Here is a 22,003-nt window from a genome sequence, read left to right on the forward strand (position 1 = left end):
ACATCATGACGACAGAAGAACCTCCCGGACCCGACGCACCGGGTGGCGCCCGTGACGTCCCGCTGACGTCGGTGCAGCGCTTCGCGGGCATTCTCCGCCGGCTGCTGCTGCCCCTCGCCGTGGTTGCATTCGTGGCGGCGATGGTCGTCCTCATCCCGGGGTTCGGGAAGTCTTCCGAGGCGGCCCCTGTCGGTGGGACGGAGAATGCGACGCCGGTGAGCGTCCTGCCGCCCATGCGCACCTCCGACAGCCCGACGTCCACTGAGCCGGCCCCGGGGACATCGGTCGCACCCGACGGAGGTGATTCCGCCGGACCGGCCGCTGAGCCGGCGCGATCCGCATCGCCACAGGGTGCTGCACCCACCCGCATCACGGTCCCGGCGGCCGGTATCGACGTACCGGTCCTCCCCCTGGCTCCCACGGAGAACGAACTGGCGTCCCAGTCGATCGTCCCCCCGCTCACGTACGACGGGTACTGGCTGACCTCGTTCGGATCGCCCGGCCCGACCTCCACCGACACCACCTATATCGCCGGGCACAGCTGGGAAGGCAGCGAGGCGCCGTTCGATCTGTTCAGTACCGACGTCCACCCCGGCGACGGCGTCGTCGTCGACACAGCGTCCGGCCGCCTGGAGTACGTGGTGGATGCCGTGGTGACGCATGACAAGAACTCGCTGAAGGACAGCGATATCTGGGAGATCGTCCCGAACAGGCTCGTCATCATCAGCTGCTATACCGAGGACCCGTGGGGCAAGAACGTCGTCGTCACCGCATCCCCTGCAGGCTAGAGGGAGCGCCGTCCGCCGAGCGGTGACAGCAGGGGAGGACGGTGCGACCCAGGCGGCCGACGGCCGGCAGCAGCGCTCGCCGGACTTAGACTGGATCCGCCGGAGGCCCTCCGGCCGACGCTTCCCGGAGAGGTCCCTGATGGCTGCTGCAACGCCCGACCCGGACGCCGGACCCTCCGGGTCCGCGCTCTGGAGGCCGTTCCTGGCCCGCGCGGTCATTGCCGCGGTCTTCGGCCTCGTCACCATCTTCTGGCGTGAGCCCTCGACTCTGGTGATGTCCGTGGCAGGTGGCCTCTATCTCCTGCTCACCGGAGTCGTCTACCTGTGGCTGCACCGCGTGAGGCAGTGGCGGCACAGCTCACTGCTCGCCGATATCGGCGGAGGGCTGCTGCTCGGCGCGGGGATCGCGAGCCTCGTCTTCGTCGACGACCGCAGCTATGCGATCGCCGGCGCCGTGGCGCTGGCCGTCGCCGGCGTGGCCGAACTCGTCAGAGGCCTCACCCTCCGGGGCCATGCGGCGGCACGGGACCTCCTGGTCCTCGGCGTCGTCGGCATCGGGACCGGAGTGATCCTGCCCTTCGTCGAGCCGTTGGGGGCGCACGCCCTCCTCGGAGTCACCGGCGGCGGGGCGCTGCTGTCCGCCGTCGTGCTCGGAATCGCGGCCCTCAGCTACCGGCACGATTCAGCGCTGAGCGCACCCGACGCTTCCGGCGCCCAGGGCGAGTCCGAGCCCGTAAACTAGAACCTCTACCACTCGTAGAAAAGACGCACTGCTCGGAAGGAGCGCCCGTGGCCAAGCGCCAGCCGGGGAAACCCATGCAGGGACGATTCCGCTACGGGATCAAGGCTCCCCTCGTCTTCTCCGCCGCGCTCGCCCTCGTGGCCGGCGTGGCCACCTCGATCTTCGCGACCGGCGGGGGAACGCGCGAGCTGCGGGTGGACCTCGGCCTGACGGCCGCAGGGATCGCGTTCATTGCTTCGCTGGTGATCTGCGCGATGCTCATGATGGCGGAGACGCCGAACGCGGAGCACCTCAGCAAGGGGTCCGGCATCAACCGGTCCTCGGCGAATCCCGACCGGAAGCCCGGGGACACACCCGACACCACGGCCGCCAAGACACCGCCGGCAACCGGACCCGGGTCCGGATCCGACGACGAACCGCGCTTTGGTGAGCGCCTCCCGAAGCAGGACGGCTAGCCGCTCACCGTCCGGGAGCCCCCGGGCAGGATCCCTCAGGCGGAGCGGGCCTTGCGCGCGCGGTAGGCCTTCACGTGCGTGCGGTTCGCGCAGTTCCCGGTGTCGCAGAAGCGCTTCGATCGGTTCCTGCTGAGGTCCAGCACCACCCCTCCACAGTCCTCCGCAGCGCAGGACCGCAGCCGGTCGAGCTCGTGGCCGCGGATCACATCCGCCAGCGCCATGGCCGCTTCCGTGGCCATCCGCTCCTCGAGGGGTGCCTCCGGCGCCGTCGCGTGCAGGTGCCAGTCCCACTCGTCGTGCCGGACCAACTGGGGCAGGGCGTTGGCGCGGCGGAGGATCGCGTTGACCAGCGCGACGGCGTCGTCCTCCTCCGCGAACCAGATGACGTCCAGTTCGCCCCGCAGTGTGCGGACGGATTCGAGTTCGGCTGCGGTGTGCGTCCGTGAGCCGGTGAACCGCTGTTCCTCCAGGAACCGGTCCAGGCCCTCGAGAGTGTCCAGCGGGTCGACGTCGTGCTTCGCCGTATTGATCAGTGCCGCGGCAGAGGCGAGCGCCACTTCCGTGTCATAGGTAAAAGACATCTTGACTCCTGACAGATCGCGCCCCTAGTGTCATCACCATAGTCACCAGACACTCATGACACCACCTCGACCCGAAGGAGACGCACGTGACCCTGCGCCCCGCCGCCGGCCTCTGGATAGCGCTCGTCTCCGCCGCGACCTTCGGTGTCTCCGGCCCCTTCGCCAAGCCCCTGCTGGAGATCGGCTGGAGCCCCGGTGCCGCTGTCGGGCTCCGCATCGGCGGGGCTGCCCTGGTGCTGCTCGTCCCGGTGCTGCTCGCCCTGCGTGGCCGCTGGTCCACCGTCCGAGGCAACGCGCTCACCGTCGCGATCTACGGGGCGACGGCGATCGCCCTGTGCCAGCTCTTCTACTTCAACGCCGTTCAGCGCATGTCCGTCGGTGTCTCACTGCTGCTGGAGTACCTGGCGCCCGTGCTGCTCGTGGGGTTCCTCTGGCTGACCTCGCGCAGGGCCCCCCGGCTCCTCACCATCGTCGGGTCCGTCACCGCGATCCTCGGGCTCCTCCTCGTGCTCGACCTCGCCGGCGACACGCGCCTGGACCCCGTGGGTGTGCTGTTCGGGCTGGCCGCCGCCGTCTGCCTCGTGGTGTTCTTCCTGATGTCGGCGAGGGTCGACGAGTCCCTGCCGCCGATCGTCATGGCAGGGGGAGGGATGCTCGTGGCGTCCGCGGTGATCCTGGTCCTGGGGCTGACGAACATCATGCCGTTCCGGTTCGTCTTCACCGATGTGCAGCTGGCCGGCCGGACCTACAGCTGGTTCGTCCCCGTGGCCGTCCTGGTGCTCGTCGCCACGGTGGCTGCATACGTCACCGGGATCCTCGCTGCGCGGCGCCTCGGCTCGAAGGTGGCGAGCTTCGTGGCGCTGACCGAGGTCATGTTCGCGGTCCTCGCGGCCTGGCTCATCCTCGGCGAGCTGCCCGCCGTCGTCCAGCTGATGGGTGGTCTCCTGATCGTGGCCGGGGTGATCTGCGTCCGCCTCGACGAGCTGCGCTCGGCGCCCGGCCACGAGGACGCCGTCGTGCTCGATCAGCCCCATCCGGTGGAGCCGCTGCCCCGGGTATGAGCGGTCTCCTCCGACGCCGTGCACGAGTACTGCCGGCGCGGAGGCGGGCGGCCGTATAATCCGAGAATGCCGACATCTCTCCCGATCCAGGACTGCCGAGCACGCGCGTGCACCCCCCAGCAGGGCGGGGGCGCACTGTGAGCGGCGGTCTCGTCGCGCTGCTCGACGACGTCGCAGCCCTCGCCCGCATCGCTGCCGCGTCGGCGGACGACGTCGCCGCCGGGGCCGCCAGGGCGGGTGTCAAGGCCGCCGGTGTCGTGATCGACGATGCCGCCGTGACTCCCCAGTACGTCTCCGGCGCGGACCCCTCCCGCGAGCTTCCCATGATCAAGAAGATCTTCTGGGGCTCCCTGCGGAACAAATTGCTGTTCATCCTCCCGGCGCTGCTGGTCATCAGTTCCTTCGTGCCCGGGGTCATCCCGTTCATCCTCATGCTCGGCGGCACCTACCTCTGCTACGAGGGCGCCGAGAAGGTGTGGCACAAGCTCAGCGGTCACCATGAGGAGGCGAACGAGCCGGCGGTGGACCGCGGGCCGGAGGCGGAGCGGAAGGTCACCAAGGGTGCCATCACCACCGACTTCATCCTCTCCTGCGAGATCATGGTCATCTCCCTCAACGAGGTGGCCGCCGAATCCGTCTGGTCGAGGGCCCTGATCCTGGTCATCGTCGCGATCGGCATCACGATCGGCGTGTACGGCGCCGTGGCGCTCATCGTGAAGATGGACGACATCGGGCTGCACCTGACGACGAAGGATTCCGCCGGCGCCCAGCGCATCGGACGACTGCTCGTCACGGGGATGCCCGCCGTCCTCACCGCCATCACGGTGGTCGGGACTGTCGCCATGCTGTGGGTGGGCGGGCACATCATGCTGCAGGGGGCCTACGAACTCGGCTGGCACCTGCCCTACGACATCGTCCACTTCCTGGAGGAGCCCTTCGCCGGTATCGCCGTCATGGGCGGCGTCCTCGCCTGGCTCGTCAACACCCTGTGCTCTGCCGTCCTGGGCCTCGCCTGGGGCAGCATCGTGATGGCCGTGGTGCTCCCACTGCTGAAGGTGCTGCCGTTCGGCAAGGACAAGGGCGGGCACGAGGCGGGCGACTTCCGCGCCGCCGTCGCGGGGCACCGCCCGTCGAAGGACGAGGCGGACTCCTAGCGCTGTCCCGGGGAGGGTAGCGCATACGGCCCGGACGGAATCAGCTAGCCCCCGAGGAGCGGCTGCAGGGAGCTCACCAGCTGGTTGATCCCGAGGACCACGAACAACAGCGTGATGATCCCGAGGACCACGTTGCCCGGCAGCTTGTTCGCGTACTTCGTCGGTATCCGCTTGCCGTTCAGCAGACCCAGGAGCGTGATGGCGAGGAAGGGCATGAAGAGCGAGCCCAGCACGCCGTAGGCGAGGATGAGCCCGATCGGCTGACCGAGCGCGAAGAGGATCATCGGAGGGAAGGTCAGCCAGAGCACGTAGAACCGGAAGTACTTGCCGCCCACGCGCGTATCGGGGTGGCCGGACTCCTTGCCGCGCATGTTGCCCCAGAAGTCCGCGAACATGAGTGAGACGCCGTTCCACACGCCGATGATCGAGGAGAACGACGCCGCCCAGAAGCCGATGAGGAAGCCGACCCCCACGACGTCGCCGTACTCGTCACGGAGCACCGTGGAGAGATCGAGCAGGCCGGCGTCCCCCGCGCTGAGCGTGACGCCCGCGGAACGGACCACCTCGGCGCCGACGATCAGCATGGCGATGACGAAGATGCCGGTCATGACGTACGCCATGGAATTGTCGATCCGCATCACCTTCATCCACTTCGGCGTGTACCAGCCCTTCTCGCGCAACCAGTAGCCGTAGGCGGCCAGCGTGATGGTGCCGCCCACCCCTCCCGCGAGCGCCAGCGTGTACAGCATGCCGCCCTCCGGGATGAGGGGGACCAGCCCGGCCACCATGTCGGGGATGTTCGGGGCGGCGATGATCGCCAGTCCCACGACCGTGATGAACATGATGCCGACCAGGGCGGCGGTGATCTTCTCGAACACGGCGTAGCGGCCGAACCACACCATCACGAAACCGAGGAGGCCCATGAGGATGGCCCAGCCCCACAGCGGGAGGGCGGGGAACAGGGCCGCGAGGGGGAGTGCAGCGGAAGACATCGCCGTCGCACCGTAGACGAACCCCCAGATCATCACGTACGGGGCGAAGTACCAGGTGGTCCAGCGGCCCAGGGAGCGCCAGCCCTCGAAGATGGTGTATCCCGTGGCCAGCGTGAAGCGGCCCGCGCCCTCGACGAGGACGATCTTCAGGAAGACGCCGAGGATCACGGCCCACAGCAGGCCGTACCCGTACCGCGAGCCGGCCACGAGCGTGGCGACCATGTCCGCAGCTCCGACGCCGGTGGCGGCGACCACGAGGCCGGGCCCCACGATCTTCCATTTGGCGGGCTTGCCGCCGTCGTCGTCCACGCGGTCGGCGTGATCGAGCTTCCCGGGCGGCAGGGTGTTCTCGCCGGACATGGTGCCTCCTCATTGAGCGCGGCCGTGCGGAACCGCGGTGGTCCCGGCCGCTGGTGCAGCTGCCGTCGTCGAAGCCGTTGCGGCGGACCTCCGGTCCGCACACCTTTTGGTTCGAAGTACGAACGAGTGTACGCGCGGCGCCGCCCTCCGTCGGGGAAATGCCTCATGGGCCGTTCCGGAGAGGGCAGCCCCGCATGCGGCCGCTCAGGCCTCTGCGGCGTCGATCGCCCGGTCCGTGAGGAGGGGCATGAGTGCGAGCAGCGCCAGACTCAGCACGCCCATGATCCCGAACATGATCTGCAACCCCAGCCACTGCGCGAGCAGCCCGCCCGCGGCGGCCCCGAGCGGCATGGTGCCCCATGCCAGTAACCGGTAGGCGCTGTTGACCCGCCCGAGCAGCCGGTCAGGGGTGATGCGCTGGCGCAGGGAGACGGTGATGACGTTCCACAGCACGATGAACACACCACCCGCGAAGAAGATCACGCCCAGCACGACGGCGTTGGTGGTCACGGCCGGAGCGCCGACGAACAGGGCTATCCCGACGACGGCCACGGCCAGCGCCCGCGATCGTCCGAGGGCCGCCTCCAGTCTCTCCGCGGTAAAGGATCCGACCAGTGCCCCGAGCGCGGACGCCGTCAGCAGCACACCGAACCCCACCTCGGTGAGCCCGAGCGGTGAGGCGGGCCCGACGGCGAAGAGCACCAGCACCGCGAACGCCCCGCTGGACGCGAAGTTGGACACCCCCGTCATCACGGCCAGCGTGCGAAGGACCCGCTGGTTCCCGAGGAACCGCAGCCCCTCCGCGATGTCGGCCCGCAGCGTGGTCTTCAGCTCACGCTCGATGCGGAACGCCCCGGGAACCAGCAGGAGACTCCCGACGGCGGCGAGCCAGAGGGCGGCGGGCACGCCGAACCCCGCGACGACGCCGATCGCGACGAGCAGGCCGCCCAGCGGCGGACCGATGAACTGGTTGGTCGTCAGCTCCACCGCGTAGAGCCTTCCGTTGGCCCGTGAGAGCTGGGACCTGCGGACGAGTTGCGGCAGGATCGACTGCGCCGAGGTGTCGTACAAGGTCTCGGCCACCCCTACGGCGAGAGCCACCACGTACAGCGCCCACAACGAGCCGAGATCTAGCAGGATCACGGCGACGAGCGCCGCAGGCAGGAGGGCGCGGGCCACGTTGGCCCACAGCATGAGCCTGCGACGGTCGAGGCGGTCGGCGAGGGCTCCTGCTGTGAGCGCGAAGAGGAGCCAGGGGAGTGTCGCGGCGACGGACAGCCCGGCGATGAGGGTGGGCGATTGCGTGAACTGGATGGCCAGGAGTGGAAGCGCGATCTTGAAGACGCCGTCGGCCAGGTTGGACAGGCCGGAGGAGGTCCAGAGCCGCCAGTAGGGCTGCCCCAGGGGCGAGCGATCGCGCTCGCCCCTGGACACGGCGTCAGCAGTCATGAGCAGACCCTGCCATACGCCGGGTGCGGCGGCTACCTGCCGAAGCGGCGCAGCCTCAGCGAGTTGAGGACCACGAGGACTGAACTCGCCGCCATGGCGGCTCCGGCGAGCATCGGGTTCAGCAGGCCGAACGCCGCGACGGGGATACCGACGGCGTTGTAGAAGAACGCCCAGAACAGGTTGCCCTTGATGGTGCCGAGCGTCCGCCGCGAGAGCTCGATGGCCTGGGCCACCTGCTCGAGGCTGTTGCCCATGACGGTGAGATCCGCGGCCTCGATGGCCACGTCGGTACCGGACCCCATGGCGATCCCGAGGTCGGCCTGTGCCAGTGCTGCCGCGTCATTGACGCCGTCTCCCGCCATCGCAACGGTCGCACCCCCCGCCTGGAGGCCGCGCACCACATCGACCTTGCCCTCGGGTGTCACGCCGGCGTGGACGTCGGCGGGATCGATGCCGACCGCCGCCGCGACCTGCAGGGCGACGGCGCGGTTGTCGCCCGTCAGCAGGACGGGCCGAAGCCCGAGATCGCGGAGCCGCCCGATCGCGGTGGCCGAGCCGTCCTTGACGGTGTCGGACAGCGTCACGAAGCCGGCCACGACGTCGTCGACCGCGACCCACACCGCCGTCGTGCCCGCATCCTCTGCTGCACCGAAGGCGCGGGCCTGAGCTGCGGAAGGGCGGATGCCGTTCTGCTCGAGCCAGGAGGCGCGACCCGCCGTGACGGTCGAGCCGTCGACCGTTCCGCGTACGCCACCGCCCGGTGCGCTCGAGAAGCCCTGCGCGTCCGGCAGGCGCCCGGTACCGGCAGCATGCCGCGCGATGGCCTGGGCGATCGGGTGCTCGCTCTGCGCCTCCACGGCTCCGGCGAGCCGCAGCAGCGTGGCGGTGGAGCCCTCGCCCTGCACCACGACGTCGTCGACGGCCATGGTGCCCGTGGTGACCGTGCCGGTCTTGTCGAGCACGATCGTGTCCACTGTGCGGGTGTCCTCGAGGACCTGGGGCCCGCGGATGAGGATGCCGAGCTGGGCGCCGCGGCCGGTCCCGGTCAGGAGCGCCGTCGGCGTCGCGAGGCCGAGCGCGCACGGGCAGGCGATGACGAGGACGGTCACCGACGCCGTGAAGGCCGCGTCGAGGTCTCCTGTCAGGACGAGCCAGAGCACGAAGGTCAGCACCGCGAGCACGAGGACCACAGGCACGAAGACCGCGCTGATGCGGTCCGCGAGCCGGGCGATCCGCGCCTTGCCGCTCTGCGCCTGGCTGACCAGGCGCCCCATGTGGGAGAGCACGGTGTCCGAGCCGACCCGTGTCGCCGTGACCACCAGCCGACCGGAGGTGTTGATGGTGGCGCCGGTGACGGCATCGCCGGGGGAGACCTCGACGGGGACGCTCTCGCCCGTCAGGAGGGCGGTGTCCACGGCGCTGGTGCCCTCGGTGACCACGCCGTCGGTCGCGATCTTCTCGCCGGGGCGCACCACGAACTCGTCACCGGGAATCAGCGCGTGCGCAGGAAGCGTGACCTCGGTGCGCTCGCCGTCGACCGTGCGGAGCACGTGTGCCTCCTTGGCGCCGAGGCTCAGGAGGGCGGTCAGGGCGCTCCCGGCCCGCTGCTTGGCGGACGCCTCGAGGAAGCGGCCCAGCAGCAGGAAGGTGACGACGACGGCGGCCACCTCAAAGTAGAGCGAGTGCTCCGTCATGTCCATGCCGGCCATGCCGGCGTGCTCCGTCAGCGCGGGGTCGGCGACGAGTTGCCAGGTCGAGAAGAGGAATGCGGCGGTGACGCCGATCGAGACCAGGGTGTCCATGGTGGAGGCGAAGTGGCGGGCGTTGACGGCCGCCGCCCGGTGGAACGGCCATGCCGACCACGTCACGACGGGCAGGGACAGAGCGAACACCACCCAGCCCCAGTTCGCGAACTGCAGGGCCGGCACCATCGAGATCAGGAGGACGGGCACGGAGAGGACGGCCGCGAGGACCAGCCGGGCGCCCAGCCGCGACGGCGTGTGGTCGTGGTCGTGGTCCTGGCCGCCGTCGCCGTCGTGCTCGGGGCGCACCACGTGGGCGCCGTAGCCCGTGGCGACCACGGTGTCGATCAGGTCCTGGTCGCTGACGGTCGCCGGAACGCGGACGACGGCGCTCTCGAGCGGCAGGTTCACGCTCGCCTCGACGCCGGCCAGCTTGCCGAGCTTCCGTTCGACGCGTCCCACGCACGAGGCGCAGGTCATGCCCTGGATGGACAGTTCGACGACGCGCTGGTCGCCACCGGAGGCCGGTGCGGAGGCCTGGCCCGGAATCTGCTGGGTGGCCATGTCAGGCTCCCGCCGGCACCACGGTGTATCCGGCCTCGGCGACGGCGGCGTCGATCGATGCGGCATCCAGCGGCGTGGAGGAGGAGATGGTGGCGGTGGAGGTTCCGCCCTTGACGAGGTCGACGTCGACGTTCTGGACACCGGCGAGGTCCGAGAGTTCCTCCGTGACCGCGCTGACGCAGTGGCCGCAGGTCATCCCGGTGATGGCGATCGTGGTGGTGGTCATGATGTTCTCCTTCGGTGGCGGTGTGTGGTTCAGCGGAGCAGGCGGCCGATGGCGGCCGTCGCTTCCCGGACTTTCTCCTCGACCGCGGAGTCGTCGCCCGAGGCCTGCGCCTCCTGGGCGGCGCCGACGACGCAGTGTGAGATGTGCTCTTCGAGCAGGCCCATGGAGACGGCGTGCAGGGCCTTGTTGACCGCAGCGACCTGCGTGAGGATGTCGATGCAGTACTTGTCCTCCTCGACCATGCGGGCTATCCCGCGCACCTGGCCCTCGATGCGTCGCAGGCGCTTGAGGTAGGCGTCCTTCTCGGCGGTATAGCCGTAGGGCGCGGTGTTACCGCTGTAAGTCTCCGTGGTCATCGTGGTCCTCGCATGGTCTCGACTATACCCGTGGGGGGTATAGCGGCGGAACCCGTATGCTTATTCCCGGTCCCGCCGCAGGACGTTGCGGGAACGTCCAGCAGCATGCCGTACGTTGGTCAACCGGCCCACCACCAACCCAAGGACTTCCATGACGCTCTCGCTGCCGGGCTGGCAGAAACGCCTCCTCCTCATCCTGTCCGCGCTCGCCGTCGTCGCGCTGTTCGCCCTCGCGTTCTCGACGGGACGCATGTCCGCAGCCCCCACGTACCCGGATACCACCAGTGCCGATGCCGGCTTCGCGCGTGACATGCAGGCCCACCACAACCAGGCCGTCGAGATGTCCCTGATCGTGCGGGACAAGGTGGACGACGAGACCCTGCGTGCCGTCGCGTACGACATCGCGACGACGCAGCAGCAGCAGGCGGGGCAGATGTACGCCTGGCTCGAGGAGTGGGGCCTGTCGCAGAGCAGCTCCCAACCCCGTATGCAATGGATGAGCGCGGGATCGGGTGACCACGGAGGGATGGACATGGGTGCGGCCGGCTCGAGCGGCTCCATGCTCGAATCGGACGGCAGGATGCCCGGCATGGCCACCGACGAGCAGCTCGACCAGTTGCGGGCGGCATCGGGCGACGACGCCGCACGGCTCTTCCTGAACCTGATGATCACGCACCACCTCGCCGGTGTGGACATGGCGAAGGCCGGCGCCGAACTGGGGACGACCGATCAGGTCCGGGACCTCGCCCTCAAGATGCAGGCCGGACAGCAGTCGGAGATCGCCCTGATGCGGTCGCTGCTCGACAAGCTCTAGCCCCCAGGTCCACGGCCGTGATCCACGGTTCGGGGACCGACAGCACCCGCCGGTACATTTGGATCCGGCACCGCCCGATCCGCGGCCAGCGCCGCGGACCCCCAGCACTGAAGGATGACCGTTGAACAAGAAGCGATCACAGGAGAACCAGGACCGCCAGGCTCGCCTCGCGGCCATCCAGGCCGAGCAGCGCAAGGGTGAACGGAAGCGCAACGCCCTGATCTTCGGAGGGATCGGCGCCGTGATCCTCGCCGTCATCATCGCCGTGACCCTGGTGATCGTGAACCAGATCCAGGTCAACCAGGAGCGTGACGCGGCGGCGTCCCAGCCGATCGAGGGGATCGAGGAGTACCCGGACGTCACCTTCAACCACGTGGAGGGCGACGTCGAATACGACCAGTCGCCTCCCGTGGGCGGCGACCACAACCCCATCTGGACGAACTGCGGCATCTACACCGAACCCGTTCCGGACGTGAACTCGGTCCACTCCATGGAGCATGGCGCCGTCTGGATCACGTACAACTCGGAGATCGGCCAGGCCGAGATCGACAAGCTCACGGAACTCGTGGGCAACCGCTCGTATGTGCTGCTCAGCCCGTACCCCGACCTGGACACCCCGATCGCGGCCAGCGCCTGGGGCCTCCAGCTCAAGGTCGATTCCGCGGACGATTCCCGGCTCGCGACCTTCCTCGACAAGTACATCCAGGGCGAACAGACCCGCGAGCCCGGCGCGGCCTGCTCCGGAGGCATCACCCCGGAGGGCCTCGCCTCCTGATCGACCCGGGCGATGATCGACGGCGGGGTCGGCGTTCCTCCACCGACCCCGCCGTCGTCCGCCGGAGCGGGTACCACGGTCAGCGAGATGTATCGCTTTCCGCCGGTCCACCTGATGGGTAACGTGGGACTGCAGGGCGGCCCACCGGTGGCCGGACGCGACCGGAAAGCAGGGAACCGTGACCGACGACCAGATTCTCGGGGAATTGTCCCTCCCAGGCATGCTGCAGGACATGGTGCTCGACAGCTCCGACATCAATGATTTCCTCGAGGGTCTCGCGAGGCTCTCTGCCGATACCCTCTCCACGGGCGGACGCGAGATGCTGTGCGGCATCACCCTCCTGCGTCCCCGGTCGAAGGGGACGGTGGCGAGCAGCAGCGAGCAGGCGAGACTCATGGACGAGGTCCAATACGAGTTCGACGACGGTCCCTGCATTCGAGCGGCCCGGGACGGCCAGGTCTACAGGGTCGACGACTTCCTGAACGAGAACCGTTTCGGGGAGTACACCGCCGCCATCTCGGATCACGGGATCCGCTCCGCGATCGGCGTGCCGATCCCCCTCGACGGGCTGGCCGCGGCCGGGCTCGATCTGTATTCCCCGCAGCCGCATGCCTTCGACGACGAGTCCGTCGCCGCCGCCGTCGATCTCGCTCGCGAGGCCTCGAAGTCCCTGCGGATGGCGGTGCGGATCGCCCACCTGAGTGACACGGGGGAGCAGCTGAAGGCCGCGATGAGCTCCCGCACGATCATCGATGTGGCCGCCGGGGTCATCATGGGGCAGAACCGCTGCAGCCATGACGCCGCCATGACCATCCTCAAGGCCGCCTCCAACGGCCGGAACCGGAAGCTGGCGGACATCGCGGCGGCCGTCGTCACGTCGATCGGGCAACCGCTCCCCGAGACGTACTTCGACTCCTGAGGTACCAGATGCCCCCTCCGCTCGACGTCCCGACGCCCACCGTCGTGATCGACGCCGCGGTCCTCGAGCGCAACATCGCTTCCATGGCGCAGTCCGCCCGCGTGCGCGGACTCCAGCTCCGGCCACACGCCAAGACCCATAAGATCCCGGAGATCGCCCGCCTGCAGCTGGAAGCAGGCGCGGCAGGACTCACCGTCGCGACGATCGGCGAGGCCGAGGTCTTCGCGGACGCGGGGATCGGCGACGTCTTCATCGCCTACCCACTGTGGGTGGACGGGCCGGCCGCACTGCGCCTCCTCGCACTGGCGCAGCGACTCCGCCTCGCCGTCGGCGTGGACTCGGTGGAGGGGGTGCGGCAACTGTCCCGGAGCCTCGGGTCGGGTGCCGGACGCGTGGCGGTCCGCGTCGAAGTGGACAGCGGCCACCATCGCAGCGGTGTTCTCCCGCACCAGGCCGTCACTGTCGCCCTCGCAGCGCGTTCTGCGGGACTCAGGGTCACCGGACTGTTCACGTTTCCGGGCCACAGCTACGGCCCAGACCTCGCCGCGCAGGCCGCTGTCGATGAGCAGGAAGCCCTGGCAGAGGCAGCAGCCGACCTGCGGGACGCAGGATTCTCATCCCTCGAGATCAGCGGCGGGTCCACCCCCTCCGCGCGCCTCGGCCCGGCCGGGGTGCTCACCGAACTCCGGCCGGGGGTGTACGTGTTCGGGGACGCGCAGCAGCGGGAGCTGGGGCACTGCGGGCCCGAGGACATCGCCCTGAGCGTCGAGAGTACGGTCGTCAGCCGCAGGACCGGCACGGACGGAGCGCCCGACCGCTTCGTTGTCGACGCCGGCAGCAAGGTCCTCGGCAGCGACCGCGCCGCATGGGCCACCGGGCACGGCCGTCTGCTCGAGAACCCCGACGCCCGCATCGTCGCTCTGTCCGAGCACCACGCGACGGTCGAGCTGCCCGCAGGTCAGCCCCTTCCCGCGCTGGGATCGCGCCTGCGCGTGGTTCCCAACCACGTATGCCTCACCATCAACCTCGTCGACAGCGTGTACGTGGTGCGGAACGGCGTGGTCGAGGGATTGTGGTCGGTGGCGGCGCGGGGACGGAACAGCTGAGTCAGGAGGCGACGATGGCTGGCGATGGGCCCGCCTGGAGCTGCGGGAGTTCTTCGAAGGCGGGCTTCGCGAACCAGTACCCCTGGAACAGGCGGATGCCGGCCGCCCTGAGGGCGAGGAACTCCGCCTCGGTCTCGATTCCTTCCGCGAGGACGACGAGATCGAGGTCCCGGCTCATGGCGACGATGCCGGCGATGACGATGCGGCGGGCCGCACTTGAGTCCACGCCCCGGACGAGCTTCATGTCGATCTTGATCAGATCGGGCTGGAAGTCGACGAGCAGCCCGAGCCCTGCGTGACCGGCCCCGAAGTCGTCGATGGCGGTGGTGAACCCCTGCCGCCGATACTCGGTGATGATGTTCATGAGGTGAGCGGTGTCCGATACCTCCTCGTTCTCCGTGAACTCGAACATGATCGAGGAGGTCGGGAAGCTGTACCGTTTCGCCGCCTGCAGCGTGGCCCGCAAGCATGCGGCCGGTTCATAGACGGCATTCGGCATGAAGTTGATGGACAGCATCAGATCCTCGCCCACGGGGAACAGGCGCGCGGCGAGTTCGATCGCCTTGACGCGACAGTCCTGGTCGAAGCGGTACTTCTGCTCCGGCGAGACCTTGGACAGGATCTCGGCGGCGCCCTCACCCGAGGTACCCCTGACGAGGGCCTCGTAGCCCCAGACGCGTTCAGCGACCGCGTCGTAGATCGGCTGGAAAGCCATGCTGAAGTCGAAGTCGAGCCCCGACGACGACGAGCAGCCCTTGCAGGCCATGCGTATTCCCCTTCCTGATGGCGTTCGTCAACCCTAGGACAGACTCGGGGCGAGTACGACACAATTTTTCCCGAGCTGGAAGGCAGGGGAAGTGCGCTTCCTACCCGCCGGGAGCCCTACAGGTCGACGGCAGCACCGATCGGCTCCAGCACCACGTCGGGATAGTCCTTCCTGAAGTGCCCGACCTTCCACTTGTCACCGAACACGGCGACCTTCTCGCCGTCGGCCCGGACCATGATCTCGCCGCCACGGAACGTCTCGGGGACGCCCTGGCTCTCGGGCGCCACGCGCATCGCGAGGGTGTAGGACAGGTTGTCGAGCGACGTCGGGGCGTTGAACTCGGTCCCGAGGCGCTGCGCTGCGACCTCGAACTGCAGCGCCCCGACGGCGGCGAGCACCGGTGCCTGATCACCTCGGAGGTCCGAGCGCAGCACCTGCACCACACCCTCGTGTTCGAGCTGCTCGATCCCGCGGCGGAACTGCTTGTAGCGCCCCGGATCCTTCGCGCGCGCGACGGCGAACAGTTCGGGGGAGAACCGGGGGATGTCCGGGAACTGGACGGGCTCCTCGGCGAAGAGGCTGTCGCCCACGCGGAGGCTCGTGGCGTTGACCAGCCCGACGACGTCGCCCGGCCACGCGGTGTCCACGACCTCGCGGCTGCGGCCGAGGACGCGGTGCGCGTATTTCGTGGCGAAAGGTTTGCCGGTGCGCTGGTTCGTGATGACCATGCCGCGTTCGAAGGTGCCGGAGCAGATGCGCAGATACGCGATGTGGTCGCGGTGCGCGCTGTCCTGGCCGGCCTGGACCTTGAAGACGAAGCCGGACATCGGTGCCTCGATCGGCCGCGGCTCGTCCTCACGGGACGGTCTGGGCGACGGTGAGGGAGCCACATCCACGAGGATGTCGAGCAGCTGGGAGACGCCGAAGTTCTTGGCCGCGGCGGCGAAGAGGACAGGCGTCTGCCGTGCCGCTTCGAACTCCTCGCGATCGAACGATCCGTTGGAGGACTCCACGAGGCCGGACTCCTCGCGGGCCTCGAGCCACGGGCCGGCGTCGCGCGGGTCGAGGGCATCGATGTCCACCTCCGTCTCGGCGGCGGCCTGCGCTCCGGCGTCGACCGCTTCGAGGGCGATGGAACGTTGGGCGCGGAGGTCCAGGAGGCCCTGGAAGTGACCGGCGATGCCGGCCGGCCAGGTGAGGGGGACGGGGGTCATCCCGGTACGCTCGCCGACGTCGTCGATCAGGCCGAGGGCGTCGAGACCCGGGCGGTCCCACTTGTTGATCACCGTGATGATAGGGATGTTGCGCGCCTTGCAGACGGCGAGCAGCTTCACGGTCTGCGGCTCGAAGCCCTTGGCGGCGTCGATGAGCATGACGGCGGAGTCGACGGCGGCGAGGACGCGGTAGGTGTCCTCCGAGAAGTCGGCGTGGCCGGGGGTGTCCACGACATTGAGGATGGTGTCCCGGTAGGTCAGCTGCAGCGCGGCCGAGCTGATCGAGATGCCGCGCTCCTGCTCGATGCCCATCCAGTCGGACACAGTGGCGTGGCGGCTCGACTTCCCGTGCGTCACGCCGGCGTCCTGGATGGCCCTCGCGAGCAGGGCGAGGGCTTCGGTGAGCGTGGATTTGCCGGCGTCGGGGTGGGAGATCACGGCGAAGGTGCGACGGCGTCCGGCTTCGCGGCGGACGGCATCGGCGTCGAGGACGGGGGATTCGGTTAACAGGGCCACCCCTCCATTGTCCCCGATCCCGCACGGCGGATCGTCGGGGCGTGCAGGAGTTCGCTGTGCGCGTGGGGATCGGGGACGGCCACGCGCCGCGTTCGCTGCGAGGCCGGGTGGCCTGCCCTGCCGGCAGGCCGCCCGGGGCCGGGTCAGGCTGGGGCGCCGCCCAGGTGTGCTGCGAGGACATCCCGGACGGACGTCCAGCGATGCGTCCCGTAGCGGTCGTTGTCCGTGTGGCGCAGCTCCGCCTCACCGCTGAACATGCTGACGAAGTACTGCATGCCCTGCCAGGCGGGGAACGTGGCGTCCTCGTCCCTCGACACCCGGCGGCCGATCCGTGCCATGCCGGACAGCATTCCGGTCGTCCCCGCCCACTGGGTGCTGAAGGGTGTGCCCGTGAGGTCGGTCAGGGTGTGCGCGATATCGCGCGCCGTGACGCTGTCGCCCGCCACCTCGATGACCCGCGGGGCGGTGTCGTCGAGTGCCGTGAGTGCCACCACGCGCGCGACGTCGTCCTTGGTCGTGAAGTCCAGCGTCTGGTCCGGGGAGGACCAGAAGAGCACGCGTCGCCGCCTGAACAGGATCATGGGCGCCTGGCCCGTGAGCATGTCCGTGAACGCCCCGTTCAGCACCGAGGTGACGCGGAGGGGGGCTGCGTCGAGCTCGGCCGCGACGTCGCGGCGGAGGTCGAAGTTCCGGTTGCTTCCCGGGGTGATGCGGCGGTAGTCGGCCGAGTAGTCCGACGGGATGAAACGCCGTACCCCGGCCTCGACGGCGGCCGAGAGCAGGGCCCGCTGGGCGTCGACGATGACGGACCGGGCCCCGCTCAGCGCGGACACCACGACGTCGGCACCCGAGAGCGCGGCAACGAGTGCGGCGTGGTCCGCGTAGGCGGCCTCATGGACCGCCACGCGCTCCTCGTCGGCGTACATCCCGTCCGCCGTCCCGCTGCCCGGACGGGTCAGGACACGCAGGGAGATGCCAGGATCCGCCGTGAGCAGTTCGCGGACGATCCGATGCCCGAGGTCTCCGGTGGCGCCGGCGACGAGGACGGTACTGGTCATGAGGGGTGCTCTTCTCTGGTCAATAGCTGACGGGGGGTGTGGGGCCGTCGTCGGAGACGGCGGGAGGAATGAACTCGGAGGCCAGGGCTTCGGAACCACGCGCGAGGAGGGCGACGTCGGCTCCGACGAGGATGAAGCGGGCACCGGCGTCGAGATAGTGCCGGGCCGTCGTCGGGTTGAACGCGTTGACACCCGCTGGTGTGCCCGCCTTGGAAGCTGCCGTGAGGCAGTGTCCGACGGCGGCACGGACGTCAGGGTGCTCCTGCTGGCCGAGGAGTCCCATGGACGAGGCGAGGTCGGAGGGCCCCACGAAGATGGCGTCCACCCCGTCGACCGCGAGGATGTCCTCCACCGCCTCGACGGCGGCTGCCGATTCGATCTGCACGGTGACGCTGATGGTCCCGGCAGCGGAGCCGAGGTAGTCCGGAATGCGGTTCCAGCGGGCCGCGCGGGCCAGTGCGGAACCGACTCCGCGGACGCCCTCGGGAGGATAGCGGGTGGCGGCGACGGCCGCCCGCGCATCGTCCACGGAATTCACCATCGGTATGAGGAGGTTCTGGACGCCGAGGTCCAGGTACTGCTTGATCAGGACGGTGTCGTTGACCGGCGGGCGGACGAGGGTCTGCACGGGATGGCCGTGGATGGCCTGGAGCTGGGCGAGGATGGATTCGAGGCCGTTCGGGCTGTGCTCGGCATCGACCAGCAACCAGTCGAGCCCGGATCCGGCGCAGATCTCGGCGACCAGGGGACTGCCCGAGCAGATCCACATGCCGGTGAGCGGGCGATCGGCGGCCCCGAGGACGTCCGCGAAGGTGGGTGCTAGACGAATTGGCACGTCACTGCTCCCAACGGTCCGAAGTCGGCGTGGACGGTGTCCCCCGCATAAACCCACATGGGCCGCGTGAAGGACCCGGCGAGGATGATGTCCCCGGCCTTCAGCCTGTCCCCGTGGGCTGCGATCTTGTTGGCGAGCCAGTGCACGCCCGCGGCGGGATGGTCGAGGACCCCGGCGGCGACCCCTGTTTCCTCGACCACCTGGTTCTTGTAGAGGATCGCGGACACCCAGCGCAGATCGACGGCGTCGGGCCGCACCGGGCGCCCGCCGACGACCATGGCGCCCATGGCGGCGTTGTCGGAGATGGTGTCCACGATGGTGCGTCCCTCCATCTCGATGCGGGAGTCCAGGATCTCGAGGGCGGGCACCACGTAGTCGGTGGCATTCAGGACATCGAAGATCGTGCAGCCCGGCCCGCTGAGATCGTCCTTCAGCACGAAGGCCAGTTCCACCTCGACCCGGGGATGGGAATACCGGCTCCACTCCACCGAGCACCCGGTCTCCAGGACCATGTCGTCGAAAATGGCACCGTAGTCGGGTTCGGTGATGCCGGTGGCAGCCTGCATGGCCCGCGAGGTGAGCCCGATCTTCCGGCCCACGAGCCTGCGCCCGGCGTCCTCGTTCCGCTGCCGCCACAACCGCTGGACCGCATAGGAATCCTCGACCGTCATGTCCGGGTGCCGAGCGGTCAGCAGGGGTACCGGGACCCGGCTCCGGCCGGCCTCCAGCAGTTCATCGGCGATGGCCTCGATGGTCGCGGGGTCGAGCATGCGCATACTCCTCAGATGATCGGGCGGTTCAGAAACGTCCGGCGCCGGTCCCGCACCTCGATCGGGCGGGACCGGCACCACGGTGTGCGGCTTAGAGCTGCGCGCCGAGCTTGAAGCCCTCCGCGTCCTCGCCGTCCTTACGGGTGTAGGAGAAGCCATCGGCGCCGACGGTAACGGCCATCTCGCTCTTCTCCTCCCGCTCGATGACGGGCTGCGGGTTCCCGTCGAGGTCCAGGACGAGGGATGCCTCGGTGTACCAGGACGGGACGACGGCGTTGCCCCACCAGTCGCGGCGCTGGTTGTCGTGCACGTCCCAGGTGATGGTCGGGTTGTCGGGGTCCCCGGTGTAGTAATCCTGCGTGTAGATCTCGATGCGGTGGTCGTCGGGGTCGAGGATGTAGAGGTAGAAGGCGTTGGAGACGCCGTGGCGTCCGGGTCCGCGCTCGATGCGGTCGCTGATGCGCAGGGCGCCCATCTTGTCGCAGATCTGGATGATGTTGTGCTTCTCGTGGGTGGCGAAGGCGACGTGGTGCATGCGGGGTCCGTTGCCGCCGGTGAGTGCGGTGTCGTGCACGGTCTGCTTGCGGTGCATCCAGGCGGCGTAGGTGACGCCGTCGGAATCCTGGATGTCCTCGGAGACCCGGAAGCCCAGATCCTCCAGGTACGCCCGCCCCCGGGGCACGTCGGGGGTGACCTGGTTGAAGTGGTCCAGGCGCACCAGTTCCCCGGCGGAGTAGAGGTCGTACCGCTGGGTGAGGCGTTCCACATGCTGGACGTCGTAAAAGAACTCGTAGGGAAAGCCCAGCGGGTCCTCGACCCGCACGGAATCACCGACACCCTTGGTGAAACCGTTCGCACGGCGTTCCGTGCGGCAGCCGAGCTCCCGGTAATACGCTTCGGCGGCGTCAACCTCGGCCGGTGACTTCACGCGGTACGCGAAGGCGGCGACGGCGGCGACCGGTCCCTGGCGCAGCACGAGATTGTGGTGGATGAACTCCTCCAGGGAGCGCAGGTAGATCGCGTTCCCGTCCTCCTCGGTGACGTGCAGCCCGAGGACGTCGACGTAGAACTCCCGCGACCGGGCGAGATCGGTGACCACGATCTCCATGTAGGCGCAGCGCACGATATCCGGCGCGGGCAGGGTGGGAGTGGGGACGAAATCTGTCACGGGAGTCTCTCTTCTTCGAGTGAGTGGGGAAAGGGCGGAGGGCTGGTTCTAGCCTTCGTTGGCTGCTGAGTCCTCGATGCTGCCGAACTTCGGGGTGTGGACGGTGCCGAGGGTGATGTGCACGGCCTGCTGGTCGGTGTAGAAGTCGATGGAGCGGTAGCCGCCCTCGTGTCCGAGCCCGGAGGCCTTGACGCCGCCGAAGGGGGTGCGGAGGTCGCGGACATTGTGGCTGTTGAGCCAGACCATGCCGGCTTCGACGTTGTCGGCGAAGGTGTGGGCGCGGGTCAGGTCCTGCGTCCAGAGGTACGCCGCGAGCCCGTAGCGCGTGTTGTTGGCAAGAGCCAGGGCTTCCTCGTCACTGTCGAAGGGCGTGATGGCGACGACGGGGCCGAAGATCTCCTCCTGGAAGATCTGCGCATCGGGGGAGACATCCGCGAAGACCGTCGGGGCGATGTAATTGCCGTGCGGGAGATGCTCCGGGCGGCCGCCGCCGGCGAGGAGGCGGCCCTCGGTCTTCCCGATCTCCACGTAGGAGGCGACCTTCTCGAAGTGCTCGGGGTGCACGAGCGCGCCGACCTCGGTCTTCGGGTCGTGCGGGTCGCCGACGACGATGGCCTTCGCCCGCGCTGCGTACTTCTCGCAGAACTCCTCGTAGACGCCACGTTCGACGAGGATGCGTGAGCCCGCGGTGCAGCGTTCACCGTTGAGGGAGAACACACCGAAGAGCGCCGAATCGATGGCGGCGTCGAGGTCGGCATCGGCGAAGACGACGCAGGGCGACTTCCCGCCGAGCTCCATGGACAGGCCCTTCAGGTTCGCGGCGGCGTTCCGGAAGATCGTCTGGCCCGTGGTCGTCTCGCCGGTGAAGGAGATCAGCGGGACGTCGGGGTGCTTCACGAGGGCGTCGCCGGCTTCCTCGCCCAGGCCGTTCACGAGGTTGAAGACGCCGTCGGGCAGGCCGGCGTCCCGAAAGATCTGCGCCCAGAGGGAGGCGGAAAGGGGGGTGAACTCCGCCGGTTTGAGGACCACGGTGTTGCCGGTGGCCAACGCGGGCGCGAGTTTCCAGGACTCGAGCATGAACGGCGTGTTCCACGGGGTGATGAGCCCTGCGACCCCGATGGGCTTCCGGTTCACGTAGTTGATCTGCGATCCGGGGACCTTCATGGCGTCGTCGAACTGGGCCACGATGAGGTCCGCGAAGAAGCGGAAGTTCTCCGCGGCCCGCAGGGCCTGGCCCTTCGCCTGGGTGATGGGCAACCCGGTGTCGAACGTCTCGAGTTCTGCAAGCCGTTCCTCCTGGGCCTCGACGGCATCGGCGATCCGGTTGAGCACACGGGCACGCTCGCGGGGTTTCATCCGCGGCCACGGCCCGGTGGTGAAGGCGTCGCGGGCGGCGGCGACGGCGGCATCGATGTCCTCCTGCTGACCCGCGGCGGCGGTGGCGTAGGTGGTGTTGGACACCGGGTCGAGGACGTCGAAGGTCGCCCCGCCGATCGAGTCGACGAACCGGCCGCCGATGTAGTGCTGGATGGAGGTGGGCAGATTCTCGGGCACGTAGTGCCTGGTCGTCAGATCGCCAGGGCTGGTCATGA

Annotated in this window: 22 protein-coding genes; 9 read left to right on the forward strand and 13 right to left on the reverse strand. The window is 68.9% G+C overall.

The window, feature by feature from the left end; genetic code table 11:
- Nucleotides 1-5: 5 nt before the first annotated feature.
- The 3 genes from FJV46_RS06280 to FJV46_RS06290 all read left to right on the forward strand — a co-directional run bounded on the left by FJV46_RS06280 (nucleotide 6) and on the right by FJV46_RS06290 (nucleotide 1,985).
- Nucleotides 6-788: a class F sortase gene (locus FJV46_RS06280; protein ID WP_232008526.1), complete on the forward strand. Its 783-nt coding sequence runs from the start codon at nucleotides 6-8 to the stop codon at nucleotides 786-788.
- 139 nt (nucleotides 789-927) lie between these two features.
- A complete protein-coding gene (locus FJV46_RS06285; protein ID WP_087028884.1) occupies nucleotides 928-1,530 on the forward strand; it encodes a DUF308 domain-containing protein in 603 nt (200 codons plus the stop codon).
- Between the two features lie 47 nt (nucleotides 1,531-1,577).
- Nucleotides 1,578-1,985 carry a hypothetical protein gene (locus FJV46_RS06290; protein ID WP_232008525.1) on the forward strand — a complete coding sequence of 136 codons (408 nt, stop codon included), beginning with the start codon at nucleotides 1,578-1,580 and terminating at the stop codon, nucleotides 1,983-1,985.
- A gap of 35 nt (nucleotides 1,986-2,020) precedes the next feature.
- Here the strand turns inward: FJV46_RS06290 and FJV46_RS06295 are convergent, their stop codons facing one another.
- Nucleotides 2,021-2,566, reverse strand: coding sequence for a CGNR zinc finger domain-containing protein (locus FJV46_RS06295; RefSeq protein ID WP_087028882.1), 546 nt, complete (start codon nucleotides 2,564-2,566; stop codon nucleotides 2,021-2,023).
- An 86-nt stretch (nucleotides 2,567-2,652) separates the two neighbouring features.
- Between FJV46_RS06295 and FJV46_RS06300 the strand changes: the two genes are divergently transcribed.
- Nucleotides 2,653-3,627: an EamA family transporter gene (locus FJV46_RS06300; protein ID WP_087028880.1), complete on the forward strand. Its 975-nt coding sequence runs from the start codon at nucleotides 2,653-2,655 to the stop codon at nucleotides 3,625-3,627.
- A 137-nt stretch (nucleotides 3,628-3,764) separates the two neighbouring features.
- A complete protein-coding gene (locus FJV46_RS06305) occupies nucleotides 3,765-4,781 on the forward strand; it encodes a DUF808 domain-containing protein (protein ID WP_087028878.1) in 1,017 nt (338 codons plus the stop codon).
- Between the two features lie 44 nt (nucleotides 4,782-4,825).
- On the opposite strand, the gene FJV46_RS06310 is transcribed toward FJV46_RS06305, so the two are convergent.
- The 5 genes from FJV46_RS06310 to FJV46_RS06330 all read right to left on the reverse strand — a co-directional run bounded on the left by FJV46_RS06310 (nucleotide 4,826) and on the right by FJV46_RS06330 (nucleotide 10,470).
- Nucleotides 4,826-6,133 (reverse strand): Nramp family divalent metal transporter, encoded by a 1,308-nt coding sequence (locus tag FJV46_RS06310; RefSeq protein ID WP_179195217.1) that lies wholly within the window; start codon nucleotides 6,131-6,133, stop codon nucleotides 4,826-4,828.
- A 204-nt stretch (nucleotides 6,134-6,337) separates the two neighbouring features.
- Complete coding sequence (locus FJV46_RS06315) at nucleotides 6,338-7,582, reverse strand: MFS transporter (RefSeq protein ID WP_087028876.1); 1,245 nt, start codon at nucleotides 7,580-7,582, stop codon at nucleotides 6,338-6,340.
- 32 nt (nucleotides 7,583-7,614) lie between these two features.
- Complete coding sequence (locus FJV46_RS06320; RefSeq protein ID WP_087028874.1) at nucleotides 7,615-9,888, reverse strand: heavy metal translocating P-type ATPase; 2,274 nt, start codon at nucleotides 9,886-9,888, stop codon at nucleotides 7,615-7,617.
- Nucleotide 9,889: 1 nt separating this feature from the next.
- Nucleotides 9,890-10,114 (reverse strand): heavy-metal-associated domain-containing protein, encoded by a 225-nt coding sequence (locus FJV46_RS06325; RefSeq protein ID WP_087028872.1) that lies wholly within the window; start codon nucleotides 10,112-10,114, stop codon nucleotides 9,890-9,892.
- Nucleotides 10,115-10,143: 29 nt separating this feature from the next.
- On the reverse strand, nucleotides 10,144-10,470 hold the full coding sequence (locus FJV46_RS06330) for a metal-sensitive transcriptional regulator (RefSeq protein WP_087028870.1): 327 nt from the start codon (nucleotides 10,468-10,470) through the stop codon (nucleotides 10,144-10,146).
- A 151-nt stretch (nucleotides 10,471-10,621) separates the two neighbouring features.
- Between FJV46_RS06330 and FJV46_RS06335 the strand changes: the two genes are divergently transcribed.
- The 4 genes from FJV46_RS06335 (at nucleotide 10,622) to FJV46_RS06350 (ending at nucleotide 14,084) form a co-directional block, all read left to right on the forward strand.
- A complete protein-coding gene (locus FJV46_RS06335) occupies nucleotides 10,622-11,284 on the forward strand; it encodes a DUF305 domain-containing protein (protein ID WP_087028868.1) in 663 nt (220 codons plus the stop codon).
- Nucleotides 11,285-11,405: 121 nt separating this feature from the next.
- Complete coding sequence (locus tag FJV46_RS06340; RefSeq protein ID WP_087028866.1) at nucleotides 11,406-12,059, forward strand: thioredoxin-like domain-containing protein; 654 nt, start codon at nucleotides 11,406-11,408, stop codon at nucleotides 12,057-12,059.
- Between the two features lie 178 nt (nucleotides 12,060-12,237).
- Entirely contained in the window at nucleotides 12,238-12,978 is a 741-nt protein-coding gene (locus FJV46_RS06345; protein WP_232008524.1) for a GAF and ANTAR domain-containing protein, read from the forward strand.
- An 8-nt stretch (nucleotides 12,979-12,986) separates the two neighbouring features.
- Nucleotides 12,987-14,084 (forward strand): alanine racemase, encoded by a 1,098-nt coding sequence (locus FJV46_RS06350; protein ID WP_087028864.1) that lies wholly within the window; start codon nucleotides 12,987-12,989, stop codon nucleotides 14,082-14,084.
- A gap of 1 nt (nucleotide 14,085) precedes the next feature.
- Here FJV46_RS06350 and FJV46_RS06355 read toward each other — a convergent pair whose 3' ends face one another.
- The 7 genes from FJV46_RS06355 to hpaE form a co-directional block, all read right to left on the reverse strand.
- Nucleotides 14,086-14,850 carry an EAL domain-containing protein gene (locus tag FJV46_RS06355; RefSeq protein ID WP_087028863.1) on the reverse strand — a complete coding sequence of 255 codons (765 nt, stop codon included), beginning with the start codon at nucleotides 14,848-14,850 and terminating at the stop codon, nucleotides 14,086-14,088.
- Nucleotides 14,851-14,966: 116 nt separating this feature from the next.
- Nucleotides 14,967-16,580 (reverse strand): peptide chain release factor 3, encoded by a 1,614-nt coding sequence (locus FJV46_RS06360; RefSeq protein WP_232008521.1) that lies wholly within the window; start codon nucleotides 16,578-16,580, stop codon nucleotides 14,967-14,969.
- Nucleotides 16,581-16,723: 143 nt separating this feature from the next.
- Nucleotides 16,724-17,638, reverse strand: coding sequence for an aromatic alcohol reductase (locus tag FJV46_RS06365; RefSeq protein WP_087028861.1), 915 nt, complete (start codon nucleotides 17,636-17,638; stop codon nucleotides 16,724-16,726).
- A 19-nt stretch (nucleotides 17,639-17,657) separates the two neighbouring features.
- On the reverse strand, nucleotides 17,658-18,473 hold the full coding sequence (locus FJV46_RS06370) for an HpcH/HpaI aldolase family protein (protein WP_179195216.1): 816 nt from the start codon (nucleotides 18,471-18,473) through the stop codon (nucleotides 17,658-17,660).
- The gene (gene hpaH, locus FJV46_RS06375; RefSeq protein ID WP_087028857.1) at nucleotides 18,458-19,243 is read right to left on the reverse strand and encodes a 2-oxo-hept-4-ene-1,7-dioate hydratase; all 786 of its coding nucleotides are present in this window, start codon (nucleotides 19,241-19,243) and stop codon (nucleotides 18,458-18,460) included. Before hpaH ends, FJV46_RS06370 begins: the two co-directional genes overlap by 16 nt.
- A gap of 91 nt (nucleotides 19,244-19,334) precedes the next feature.
- Nucleotides 19,335-20,411 (reverse strand): 3,4-dihydroxyphenylacetate 2,3-dioxygenase, encoded by a 1,077-nt coding sequence (gene hpaD, locus FJV46_RS06380; protein WP_087028855.1) that lies wholly within the window; start codon nucleotides 20,409-20,411, stop codon nucleotides 19,335-19,337.
- A 48-nt stretch (nucleotides 20,412-20,459) separates the two neighbouring features.
- Nucleotides 20,460-22,001 (reverse strand): 5-carboxymethyl-2-hydroxymuconate semialdehyde dehydrogenase, encoded by a 1,542-nt coding sequence (gene hpaE / locus FJV46_RS06385; protein ID WP_087028853.1) that lies wholly within the window; start codon nucleotides 21,999-22,001, stop codon nucleotides 20,460-20,462.
- Between the last annotated feature and the right edge of the window lie 2 nt (nucleotides 22,002-22,003).

It is taken from the genome of Arthrobacter agilis (genome assembly GCF_006494655.1).
Lineage (GTDB): Bacteria > Actinomycetota > Actinomycetes > Actinomycetales > Micrococcaceae > Arthrobacter_D > Arthrobacter_D agilis.

Coding starts and splice junctions, on each gene's coding strand:
- FJV46_RS06280 (WP_232008526.1), top strand. CDS start 6: ATGACGACAGAAGAACCTCCCGGACCCGACGCACCGGGTGGCGCCCGT.
- FJV46_RS06285 (WP_087028884.1), top strand. CDS start 928: ATGGCTGCTGCAACGCCCGACCCGGACGCCGGACCCTCCGGGTCCGCG.
- FJV46_RS06295 (WP_087028882.1), bottom strand. CDS start 2,566: ATGTCTTTTACCTATGACACGGAAGTGGCGCTCGCCTCTGCCGCGGCA.
- FJV46_RS06310 (WP_179195217.1), bottom strand. CDS start 6,133: ATGTCCGGCGAGAACACCCTGCCGCCCGGGAAGCTCGATCACGCCGAC.
- FJV46_RS06315 (WP_087028876.1), bottom strand. CDS start 7,582: ATGACTGCTGACGCCGTGTCCAGGGGCGAGCGCGATCGCTCGCCCCTG.
- FJV46_RS06320 (WP_087028874.1), bottom strand. CDS start 9,888: ATGGCCACCCAGCAGATTCCGGGCCAGGCCTCCGCACCGGCCTCCGGT.
- FJV46_RS06325 (WP_087028872.1), bottom strand. CDS start 10,114: ATGACCACCACCACGATCGCCATCACCGGGATGACCTGCGGCCACTGC.
- FJV46_RS06330 (WP_087028870.1), bottom strand. CDS start 10,470: ATGACCACGGAGACTTACAGCGGTAACACCGCGCCCTACGGCTATACC.
- FJV46_RS06335 (WP_087028868.1), top strand. CDS start 10,622: ATGACGCTCTCGCTGCCGGGCTGGCAGAAACGCCTCCTCCTCATCCTG.
- FJV46_RS06350 (WP_087028864.1), top strand. CDS start 12,987: ATGCCCCCTCCGCTCGACGTCCCGACGCCCACCGTCGTGATCGACGCC.
- FJV46_RS06355 (WP_087028863.1), bottom strand. CDS start 14,850: ATGGCCTGCAAGGGCTGCTCGTCGTCGTCGGGGCTCGACTTCGACTTC.
- FJV46_RS06365 (WP_087028861.1), bottom strand. CDS start 17,638: ATGACCAGTACCGTCCTCGTCGCCGGCGCCACCGGAGACCTCGGGCAT.
- hpaH (WP_087028857.1), bottom strand. CDS start 19,243: ATGCTCGACCCCGCGACCATCGAGGCCATCGCCGATGAACTGCTGGAG.
- hpaE (WP_087028853.1), bottom strand. CDS start 22,001: ATGACCAGCCCTGGCGATCTGACGACCAGGCACTACGTGCCCGAGAAT.